The 8,741-nt window shown below is 30.7% G+C and carries 8 protein-coding genes; 7 read left to right on the forward strand and 1 reads right to left on the reverse strand.

Features of this window, described 5'->3' with window-relative positions:
• Positions 1 to 125: 125 nt before the first annotated feature.
• Positions 126 to 875 carry a hypothetical protein gene (locus tag EGH73_RS03525; RefSeq protein WP_123280721.1) on the forward strand — a complete coding sequence of 250 codons (750 nt, stop codon included), beginning with the start codon at positions 126 to 128 and terminating at the stop codon, positions 873 to 875.
• Between the two features lie 30 nt (positions 876 to 905).
• Here EGH73_RS03525 and EGH73_RS03530 read toward each other — a convergent pair whose 3' ends face one another.
• Positions 906 to 2,552 (reverse strand): AraC family transcriptional regulator, encoded by a 1,647-nt coding sequence (locus tag EGH73_RS03530; protein WP_245985401.1) that lies wholly within the window; start codon positions 2,550 to 2,552, stop codon positions 906 to 908.
• A gap of 336 nt (positions 2,553 to 2,888) precedes the next feature.
• On the opposite strand from EGH73_RS03530, the gene EGH73_RS03535 reads away from it, so the two are divergent.
• From EGH73_RS03535 to EGH73_RS03560, 6 genes are all read left to right on the forward strand, one after another.
• The gene (locus tag EGH73_RS03535; protein WP_123280723.1) at positions 2,889 to 3,104 is read left to right on the forward strand and encodes a hypothetical protein; all 216 of its coding nucleotides are present in this window, start codon (positions 2,889 to 2,891) and stop codon (positions 3,102 to 3,104) included.
• Between the two features lie 41 nt (positions 3,105 to 3,145).
• Positions 3,146 to 3,970, forward strand: coding sequence for a GLPGLI family protein (locus EGH73_RS03540; RefSeq protein WP_123280724.1), 825 nt, complete (start codon positions 3,146 to 3,148; stop codon positions 3,968 to 3,970).
• A gap of 124 nt (positions 3,971 to 4,094) precedes the next feature.
• Entirely contained in the window at positions 4,095 to 4,289 is a 195-nt protein-coding gene (locus tag EGH73_RS03545) for a hypothetical protein (RefSeq protein WP_123280725.1), read from the forward strand.
• A gap of 50 nt (positions 4,290 to 4,339) precedes the next feature.
• Positions 4,340 to 5,695, forward strand: a complete 1,356-nt coding sequence (locus EGH73_RS03550) for a radical SAM/SPASM domain-containing protein (RefSeq protein WP_123280726.1) — start codon at positions 4,340 to 4,342, stop codon at positions 5,693 to 5,695.
• Positions 5,688 to 7,892, forward strand: coding sequence for a peptidase domain-containing ABC transporter (locus EGH73_RS03555; RefSeq protein ID WP_123280727.1), 2,205 nt, complete (start codon positions 5,688 to 5,690; stop codon positions 7,890 to 7,892). Before EGH73_RS03550 ends, EGH73_RS03555 begins: the two co-directional genes overlap by 8 nt.
• Positions 7,893 to 7,919: 27 nt before the next feature.
• Positions 7,920 to 8,720, forward strand: coding sequence for a hypothetical protein (locus tag EGH73_RS03560; protein ID WP_123280728.1), 801 nt, complete (start codon positions 7,920 to 7,922; stop codon positions 8,718 to 8,720).
• Positions 8,721 to 8,741: the final 21 nt, after the last annotated feature.

An 8,741-nucleotide genomic window follows, 5' to 3' on the forward strand; every position in this document is an offset into this window, starting at 1 on the left:
CATAATATCAAGTAGTCATAAAAATTAATATTGAAAACAACCTTTATTACACAGCACCTTCTGAGTTTATAGCTCTTTATAAAAGAACCATTGAACAAAAAAATCCAGTTCTTAAAGGGAAATTATTGGGAATTAATCCACAATTTAAGGAGGAAGATATTTTTACATATCCAATACATCCAGATTTGAATCCTATTATTTTGTTTCTATCAAAAGATTATTGCTTATATACTGACAAATGGCGATTATATTTAAATAATACTCCCATTGCTGAAAATATGAGAGTTATAAATGCTATTAGGTATAATGAAAATGAAATAGTTTTATTGGGAGAATCATCTACCGGTAATTTAGGCACCTTCGGATTTTTTATTTTAGATTTAAAAAAACAGCAGGTCCGTGAAGTTTATAGCTTACACACAGACAAGATTTCTAATTTTCCAAAGCATTTTCTTCAATACGAGGGTAATTTCAAAATACTAAACTCCAAGGTTGTTTACATAAATAAAAAATCCTCCAATGGTTGGATAATTGACAACGAGAAAATTTTGGAGTTTCATACCAAAGACAATACGCCATTGCCTTCAGTTATCAAATATAATGAAAATTATTTTTATGAAAGGGGAAAAACGTTTAATGCTAATGCGAATTTTTATTTAACGAAAAATTTCATCTGTGTTTTCTCAAGTAGGATAAAAAACAAAAATGAAATCGTTATTGATTTCTATAATTACCAAGGAAAGTATTTAAATAGCAAAAAGGTCGAAATTAAAGATCAAGAAGCACAAAATATAATAAATGTGTTTAATTCTAATGAAAAGGTCTGCATAGCTTTTATCAATAAATTAGTACTAATCGAGCAAAATGACTCTTAAGAAAATTATAACAATTTTTTAAGGCATTTTTTAGGATCCGCCCTCTTGTAACTCCTTTTTCCTTTGCCTAATAAAATCTATAGGACGGATCCCATTGATCTCTAAAAATAGATCCGAAAAATTTTGCCTGGAAGAAATTCCACATTCATCTGCTAATCCCTGTACAGAGTACCCCAAAACTTTAGGATCATTATACATACGCTCGGTAATGTAATTAATTCTTAATGTTGATAGGTATTTATTGAAATTCATTCCTTTCACATCATTAATGTATTGGGAGAGATATGTTGTATTAGTTTTAAAATTTTCCGCCAGTTGAGGAAGGGTTATTCCTTTTTCTTTAAAACTTTTTGAATCTTCAAATTCTTTTAGCTTTTCAGCCAAATCAGTGAAAACATCTTTGCTAATTACGGCTTTACTTTGTTGCGGAATATTTTCGTAAGAAACTGCTGTTGTAGGTTGGTGAGTTTGTAATCTCTCTTCTAATTCGGAATATTTTTTTCTGATGAGTTTTTCTTTTTGATAAAGCTTCCATGCTATAAAAATTAATCCAATTATAGCGAGAATTAATAATAATATTGCACCTAAACTCCAATAATTTTGCTTTTCTAATTTACCCTTCGCATCCTCTAAAATTTGAGTATCGTAATCTTTATGAATTTTTGCAGAGAGATAAGGGAAGTCCTTGGCTAAAATGCTGTCTGCTTTCAGCAAATTCTTGGTGTAGTGGAGTTCTTGTTTATCATTCTTTTTCTCTTTCCAATATTTGATGAGCAGTTCATAATTTTCGCGTAGTTCCGGAACAATAAATTTGTGTTTTTGGAAAATAGAATCAACCTTCTCAAACTGCTGTATCGCCTGTTCTTGTTTTCCCAATCCTAAATAACTTTTCCCAATATAAAAATCTGCAACTGATGCCCAGGAAAAATCATTGTTTTTTTTAAGCACTGGTAACGCGCTGGTAAGACTTTGAATTGCATCATCATAATTTTTTTGATGATACTCGAATATCCCTTTGCATTTTGTAAAATAGGCTTGTTCTAAAGGAAATTCTTTACTTTTATTTGTGAAATTTAGTCCCACTTCTACTAATGAATCCGCCTTTTTGTAATTTCCCAAATTCCTGTAGCAGATGGTGGCTTGGTGTAAACTGTTGAGGTAGCCTTTGCTATTATTAAAAATGGTGTTAGGATGTAAATCTCCCTTTGTTTTAGGCTCAAAATATTGAATACAATCCTCAAAATGCTTCCGTGCTTCAATATAATAACCTAGGTAACTTTTTACCACACCCATGTGATAGATTACTTTGTATTTTTGGTACTCGTCAGTTCCTTTTTTAGAATATTCATACGCTTTCACATATTCATCGAGAGCGGGTTCGTAGCGTTTTAGATTGAAGTAATAAATGGTTCCCTTGCCTAAATAAGAGCGACTGATAAGATCATTATCATTAGTTTTTAACGAAGCACTGATACAACTGTCAGCAAATTTAAGTTTGTCATTAGGATTTGGCGAGAAATAAAAAGCATCTTCATACCCTTGTGTTAAAGCTTTATAATTCTTATCGGTTTTCGCTTTATTTATATAGACTTTTACAAATGGCAAGGCGTCTTGATCATTATGTTCATAACTCTCATACTTTTTTCTTAAATCCTCATAAGTGTTTTGAGCTTTCATTTTGAAGCAAAATGAAAGGAATAAAATAAGAATTGATATAAAATGATGTTTATTGATGAGCATTTTAAAGAAGAATATTAATCTTCATTGCCAAAAATAAACAAATTTGAATAAAAAGTAGAACAAATTATTAAAATACAGTTTTTTTTCAAATCGCTGTATTTCAGAACTTTAAAAATTATCTCTGTCCTAATTTATAAATAATGACGTCTTAAATTTTGAAATTTATAGAAGAGGACTGCATTTACTTGCAAAAATTTTCAACACCAAATAATTTTAGCCACAGAATTCTGAGGAAAATTTTTCCCGGCCGGGATAAACTTAAAAAAATTAATTATGAAAAAGTTTATCTCATTGGTAGCATTGGCTACATCATTAATTTCAGCAGTAAGTTGTAGAGAAGCAGAACAGATTACAGATCTTAAAGAAAGCCAGAGTTTTAATTTATCTGCAAAAGTAGCACAAGATTCTGTAGTGATTAATTCATCAACAAATACACCTGCAGAAAATACACCGAAAGACCCTCCGGTAAAAGATGGTCATGATTGGTAATTGCTAAATACCAAAATATTATTAAAATAAATTTATATACAATGAAAAAGTTCGCATTATTTTTCTTGCTGTTTATCCTAATTGTTAATGCACAGACTAACCGATTTTTTTATGAATTGCAATCAAGGAAGGATTCAACACAAGAATACAAGAAAAATTATATGGTTTTAGATGTTAACCCAAAATCAATAAAGTTTTATGATAAGGATCTTTTGGATTACGATTCCATTAACAAAAGTAAAGAGGGAGTGGCAGAATATAGAACAAATACCAAAACTGACCAGCTAATTATTAGAAAACCAAACAGTTTTAAAAATGACTGGTATAGAGATTTTAAAGAGTATTTTGTTATTCATACAAATGATGAAATGAAATGGAAACTATATCCTGATTCAAAGAATTATAATGGCTATAAACTCCAAAAAGCGACTACAAATTTTGGTGGAAGAAAATGGACAGCTTGGTTTTGCAAAGATATTAACATTTCAGAAGGGCCATATAAATTTAGGGGATTGCCAGGATTAATTTTTCTTCTAAATGATTCAGAAAATAATTTCATTTACAAATTAGTTAAAAACACAAAATTGAAAGATACCTATGATACGAAACAATTTTTGGAAAATCACTATGACCAAAAACCGTTGGTTGTCACTAATGAATTTTATAACAAATATTTAATTGATTTTTATGAGAACCCTACAAGGTTAATGGGTGAAAATATTAAGAGTGGAGGAAATGCTTCACTTAATGGAAAGCCAATTCAATCAATTGAAGAATTAAATAAAATGAAAAGGACGTTACAAAATGTTATTAGAGATCGCTATTTATACATTGAAAAAGATAAAGAGCCACATTTCGAGAAGTAATACAAATTTTGAGTTTAACTCATTCAAAATTTAGTTTTAAAAAATAAGAGGAATTTTCAAAGGCCACGAAAAATCTGTCTTACGTGTAATTCGTTTAATATTCATTAATCAAAAATCATTTACAATGTTAAAAAAAAGATTAAAGAAAATCGCTAAGAAAAGCGACAACAAGAAAGAGATTGAGATCATAAAAGATGGAAATCTTTCTTCCGTAAAAGGAGGTATGGCAGAAGCACAAGTGTGTAGTTTACTGTACGACTGCAGTTTCAATTTTTCTGATTGTCCTCATCTACACAGTTGCGGGGCAAATTTTGCTTAAACCAATTGCAGGCAAAATTTTCATTTTGCCTGTTTTTTTAAATTATTATTATGAAATTATCAAAATACCACTTAACAACAGATTTATTGGATGATTATGATTTTCCAAATAAACAAATTCTTTTCTCTACACGCACTGGAACATCATTAATGATTGATTCAGAAATTTATCAAAATTTAAAGACCGATAATTTCAACGCAATCAAAAATGACATGGTTGATCTACTTAAAAAGAATTTAATAATAGTAGATTCTGAGGAAGATGAGTTCTTAATTGTGACTTCAGAAAATGATAAATCTAGAGAAGAGGTAGATGTATTGTCATTCACCATCCAACCTTCTGCAAATTGCCAGTTAGGATGCTATTATTGTGCACAAAATCATTCAAAAGATTATGCATCAGACGATATTATTGAGAAATATGTGAAGAGAATCTTACATTTTTTAGATTCAGGTAAAACTTATCGTGGACTCAATATTATTTGGTATGGTGGAGAACCTTTAACAGGATTAAGTTCAATCAAAAAAACTACCAAAAAGTTACTTGAAATATGTAATGAGAGAGGTCTTCATTATAACGCATCAATGGTAACTAATGGCTTAAGTTTGAAAAAAGACATTTTCCAAGATTTAGTGACAAATTATAAAATTCGAGATTTTCAAATAACATTAGATGGCTTAGCAGAATCGCATGATCAACGAAGATATACTAAAAGTGGTGAATCAACCTTTGATATTATTTTCAAGAATATTATCGACTGTACTAGAACTCAAGCTTATCAAAATAAACAAGGCGGTATTTCGATAAGAATAAATATTGATAAAACTAACCATCAGTTTGTTAATCCACTACTGGAATATCTTGTTGAAAAAGAAATCAACAATTATGTTGCTGTAAGCTTTGCCCCTATTGTAGACTGGGGTGGTAATGATGCAGGTAAAGATTCATTAACCAATGAACAATTTGCCGAGAAAGAAATCGAGTGGTTACTGTACTGCTTTGATAATAAAATAAAATTATCTAATCTTCTACCAACAAGAAAATATTATGCATGTATGGTGGAAAGAAATGATTCAGAGGTATTTGATGCTTTTGGCAATATATATACTTGTTGGGAATTTCCGTATACAGATACATACGGACAAGATAAACATAAGATAGGGAATCTCAACAATGACTATGATACATATGACGAAAATGCCACATTAAGAAATTGGTCGGATGAAATAAAAGCAGGAAAAACATGGTGTAAAACATGTTCACATTTGCCTGTTTGTGCTGGTTCTTGCCCTAAGTCATGGTACGAAGGTAAACCTGCATGCCCCGAATTTAAATTTAACTATAAAGAAAAACTAATTTTAGATTACTATATCAGAAAAGAAAAAGAAATTCTTGCTGATGCTTAAGTTTTTTTCTCAATATGATTTAATGGATTGTGGACCAGCTTGTCTTGCTATGGTTGCATCTTATTATGGCAAAAATTATGGATTGAGATATCTTCGGGAAAGATGCTTCTTAACAAGGGATGGAGTTTCGCTATTAGGAATAATTGAAGCATCAAAAAAAATAGGATTTAGTGTTGTTCCTGGGAAACTTCAAGTCAATGATATTGATTCAAAGGATCTACCCTGTATACTACATTGGAATAAAAATCATTTCGTAGTCCTTCACAAAATTTCTAGAAATTTTCTTACAAAAAAACTGACATATAAAATTGCAGATCCAGGACATGGCTTTGTTTCCCTAGACAATGAAAAATTTAAAAAATCTTGGCTTTCTGATGGTAAAAAAGGTATTGCACTTTTTTTAGAACCAACAGATGAATTTTATAAACAAACTCCACCAACAGAAGAAAAAATATCTGCAAAATATTTGTTAAAATATCTTCGCCCACACCAATCGCAGATGGGCTGGATGCTTTTTCTGCTTACTTTAGGAACACTCTCGACATTAGTTTTTCCTATTCTTACCCAAAAATTAATAGATGAGGGTGTAAGCAAGAAAAACCTGTCAGTAATTACATTGATTTTATTGGCTCAGCTCGCATTCTTCTTTGGAAATATTGTAATTAATATTTTTCGGAACTGGATTATGCTTGTCGTTGGTACAAAAATTAATATTCAAATTATCTCAGACTTTCTTAAAAAGCTTTTGAAACTTCCCATTAAATTTTTTGATACTAAATTGATGGGTGACTTTAATCAACGCATCCAAGACCATGAAAGGATAGAAAGTTTTCTCACTTCACAAAGTTTATTAACGCTCTTTTCAATTATAACTTTTACTGCTTTTTTTGGAGTGCTTTGGTATTACGATTTTAGAATTTTAGCAGTTTATATGATATTAACCATAATATCAGTTTTATGGTCTTTATACTGGATGAGAAAAAGAAAAATTCTAGATTATTTCAGATTCCAGCAAAGAAGCGAAAACCAAGAGTCTATTTACGAGATTATCAATGGTGTCTCTGAAATGAAGCTCAACCAATTTGAAGATTTTAAACGTAAAGAATGGGAAAATATCCAGCAAAAACTTTTTAAAATCAATATTCGCATTCTTAAGTTAGATCAAGTTCAACTTTCAGGATTTGAATTTATAAATCAGCTTAAAAACATTCTCGTAACTTTTCTCTCGGCTTATTTCGTAATAAAAGGACATATGACTCTAGGAGCACTTCTAAGTGTGTCCTACATTATTGGCCAAATGAATTCTCCAGTGAGCCAACTCATCAATTTTTTCCGATCATTACAAGATGCAAAATTGAGTTTAGCAAGGCTAAACGAAGTGCAAAACAACCCTGAAGAAGAGCTGGAAAACCAAGTGCCGTTACTTAGCAAAAAATATACAGAACAAAATGGCATAGAAAAAGGAATTTATTTCAAAAACGTTTCATTTCAATATGAAGGACCACAATCTCCGTATGTTCTAAAAGAGATCAATTTGTTTATTCCGGACGGAAAAATTACTGCTATAGTAGGAGCTAGTGGAAGCGGTAAAACAACTTTGATGAAAATGCTCTTGAAATTCTATGAACCGGTAAAGGGTGAAATAAAATTTAATCATCTCAATATAAATGAAGTTTCGCCAAAAGATCTTAGAAAAAATTGCGGTGTAGTAATGCAAGATGGTTTTATTTTTTCTGATACAATCGAGCGAAATATTGCCACAAGTGATGAAAATATTGATTATGAAAAGCTGAATAAAGCTTTAGAAACAGCAAATATCAAGTCTTTTGTGGAAGGACTTCCTCTAGGACTTAACACGAAAATTGGTGCTTCCGGAAACGGTATTTCTGGTGGACAGAAGCAAAGAATACTTATTGCAAGAGCGGTCTACAAAAACCCACACTTTATATTATTTGACGAGGCTACTTCTGCTTTGGATGCAGAAAATGAGAAAATCATTCACGACAATCTACAATCTTTCTTTAAAGGGAAAACGGTTATTATCGTTGCACACAGACTTTCGACTGTAAAAAATGCAGATCAAATTATTGTTCTTAAGAATGGAGAGATTGTAGAACATGGAAATCACCAGGAATTGGTAAGCAAAAAGGCAGATTATTTTAATCTGGTTAAAAATCAATTGGAATTGGGAAATTAAAATATTTTTGTTGAAAATAAAACTAATATGAAAATCGATATTCATGTTCATACTCGTAAAATAAAAACAGGCGACGCTCTTTCAAGAAATATTGAAGCGGAAAAATTCATTGAAACAATGAAGAATACCGAGGTAAAGATTATGGCAATTACAAACCATAACCATTTTGATATAACACAATATGAAGTGTTCAGGGAGGGAGTCAAAGATCATTGCCAATTATGGCCAGGTGTTGAGCTCGATGTTTTTGAGAATGATAAAAGGGGTCATCTTATTGTAATTTGCAATCCTATAAACCACGAGGAATTTGATAAAAGAGTTAAAGCGTTGATTGGCGAAAAAAACGTAGATACTTTTACGTGTTCAATAAAGGAAATGGTAGAGTCATTTGATGATTTAGATTGCATTTATGTAGCTCATTATTTTGCTAAAAAACCAAATATTGGAGACGAAGAACTAGAACTTTTGGGAAATCAAATCTCAAATAAAAAGAGAATTATAAAAGAAGCGACAAACTCTATTTCTGCGGGTATCTATATTAGTCACGGTCATAATTCTATTTACGGTTCTGATGTTCATGATTGGGATAACTACATTAAAGAAAGTGAAAATTTACCAGAACTTAGGCTCCCGGTCGAAAGTTTTGAACAATTTTCTTTATTACTTGAAAAAGATGAAGCAACAATAAATACACTTCTTAATAGTAAAACAAAAGAAAATGTAGAACTTGTTCCTTTTACAGTAGCAGATAAGATATGTTTAGAAATTTTCAATGATATTAATATTTTAAATGAATCCTCGATATATTACCTAAATTTTGTAACTTAGTATCAAATAGTTATCATGAAC

This window comes from Epilithonimonas hominis, from assembly GCF_003730015.1.
Lineage (GTDB): Bacteria > Bacteroidota > Bacteroidia > Flavobacteriales > Weeksellaceae > Epilithonimonas > Epilithonimonas hominis.